The following is a 2,512-nucleotide window of genomic DNA, read 5'->3' as shown; positions in this document are numbered from 1 at the left end:
CGTCGCAGTTTACCCAGGGAGTAAGAGCGAGATTTTCGGGCAGAATCAGGAAAAACAGTGAAAGAATGCAGAAAATGATTCATAAATTCCAGCTAAATTCTATAAACTGCGCCACCATGCCCAGAGGAAAAATACCAGCAATTTGGTTGTGTGTTCCCTTTTCTATTGTAAGGACTCCCTGTGCAAAAAAATTTTTTCTCGAAAGGTAAGCTGCCCGCGCATTTAAATTGCTTGTTGAGATAAGGCACTCATGCAAGAGGCAAAAGGGAAAAGAGGTAATAAATAATCGGTTTTTAATAACCGGATTTAGCAGGGTGAGAGCATCTCAAACGCTATTGACAATTAGCCAATTTTGTGAACCGCTTGCTGTGTGGGCATTTCAACCCGCATTTCTCACAAAAAGTACGATCACTAACCCCCGAAGCCTTACAAAATCTGGGTTTTGACTGGGTGATCGCCTTGTAGCAAAAACGACAGTGTGTTGTTAGGATTCAACTTAAGCTCATCATCAATTAGACCTTGAAAAAAGAACAAATTTAAAATGCGTATTTTTAGGTTAATTAGTTGATAAAGTCTCAATTTTAAGTAGAGAATGAAGTCAAAAGCTTGCGATAATTTAATGATTAAAACTATTTAAAGTATGTCAAGTTTATGACTCCTAGTTCAGACCAGTCTCCACTCAATCAATTAAATTTTGGAAAACTCAATGGAAGACAAGTAATCGCTAATTTTGAGGGAGGAAAAATCACCTCAGATGCAGGAATTATTTTGATGGCAGAGTTAGACCAAAAGCTAAAAATAACGGCTCGGTTTGCCGAATGTTTTCGAGATTATCGAAATTCATCATATCTAGATTATTCAGTTCATCAACTACTCGCACAAAGAGTTTATGGGATAGTTTTGGGATATGAGGATGTCAATGATCATGATAAATTACGTCATGATCCAGCTTTAGCAATAGCATTGAAAAAACTAAATTTTATTGACTCAGCCCAAGCAAATTTAGCGGGAAAAAGTACAATTAATCGACTAGAATATTGTCCGGAAACAGTCATCAATCAAGAGAACAGTCGTTACCATAAAATCGAGCCTAACCCCAAAGAAATTGAAAAAGCTTTTGTGGACATCTTTCTAGAATCCTACAAAAAGCCACCGAAACAAATTATTTTAGACATGGATGTCACCGATGACCCAGTGCATGGAAATCAAGAGGGAGCGTTTTTCAATACTTATTATAAAGGAGTGTGTTATGCTCCTTTGTATATTTTCTGTGAGCATCATTTATTAGTAGCTAAACTCCGGTCTTCTAATGTAGAGCCTGCTGGGGGAGCATTAGAAGAATTGCAGCGAATAATCGGTATAATTCGAGAAAAATGGTCAGATACGCAGATATTAGTACGAGGAGATAGTGCCTATTCCCGTGAAGATATCATGAAATTTTGCGAAAGTCAAGCAGGAGTTGATTATGTTTTAGCAATGGCAACGAATAGTCAATTAAAATTACGAGCGACCGATGTAATTGAGAAAGCTAAGGCAGATTACGAGCAAAGACTTCAGCCAGTTACTGAATTAATGGAGACGTTATTTTCTCCCGATGAAGAGTTAGGAGAATTGGCGAAATTGGTACCAGAATCGACTTGGTATCGTTCCCTATGTTATCAAACCCAAAAATCCTGGAGCCGTTCAAGAAGAGTGGTGACAAAAGTTTGTCCTGGTAGTGAGGGCGTAAAAATTCGCCACGTTGTGACTTCTTTACCTGCATCAAAGATTCCCCCATCTAAACTTTACACTGAAAAATATTGCCCCAGAGGGGAGATGGAAAATCGAATTAAAGAGCAACAATTAGAATTATTTGCTGACCGGACTTCGACACAGACATTTGAGAGTAATCAATTAAGACTTTGGTTGTCATCAATGGCTTATGTTTTAATGCAAGCTTTTCGTCAAAATTGTTTGGCTAAAACTTCTTTTGCCAAAGCGACAGTGGGAACAATTCGCCTTAATTTCCTTAAATTAGGAGCTAGAATTACTGTTAGTGTCAGAAGAATTTTAATCGCAATTGCCAGTTCTTGTCCCTATCAAGATATTTTAGCGATAGCTTACTCTAGAATTCAAGCGATAGCGGGAACTGGATAAGTTGAAGAGTTTTCAAAGATCATTAAATAGTCTTAAAAATGGCTGCTTATAAATTCAGCTAACTTTGTCGTGAACATTTTCCCTAATTGACGGAATTTTTCCAGTAATTCAGGAATTTTTTGATTAGTTTAGTCAGATTATTCCTTGATAACTAAGCGGGTTTCTCTTATTTTTGAAAAACACCAACTTTTAACCTCCAAATTAGGTTCTTAATTCAGTTTGTGAGAAATGCGGGTTCAAGTGATACCAGTCAATCAGAATAGTTACGAAATATTCACATTTGGTCGATTTTTGCTTAACAATTGAGATGGCCAATTCTCCTCAAATATGCCTGAATCGCTCTCTGGGTAAGCAAATCACATAAAGTTGATTTTGT

General features: G+C 37.1%; 1 protein-coding gene. It reads left to right on the top strand.

Annotated elements, in window-relative coordinates; all coding sequences use genetic code 11:
- Positions 1-651: 651 nt before the first annotated feature.
- Complete coding sequence (locus tag PX482_RS12820) at positions 652-2,136, top strand: IS1380 family transposase (protein WP_002762625.1); 1,485 nt, start codon at positions 652-654, stop codon at positions 2,134-2,136.
- Positions 2,137-2,512 lie beyond the last annotated feature (376 nt).

Origin of the sequence: Microcystis sp. M53602_WE12 (assembly GCF_030065455.1) — a bacterium.
Lineage (GTDB): Bacteria > Cyanobacteriota > Cyanobacteriia > Cyanobacteriales > Microcystaceae > Microcystis > Microcystis aeruginosa.
This window is presented reverse-complemented; position numbering and strand designations above follow the sequence as displayed.

Coding starts and splice junctions, on each gene's coding strand:
- PX482_RS12820 (WP_002762625.1), top strand. CDS start 652: ATGACTCCTAGTTCAGACCAGTCTCCACTCAATCAATTAAATTTTGGA.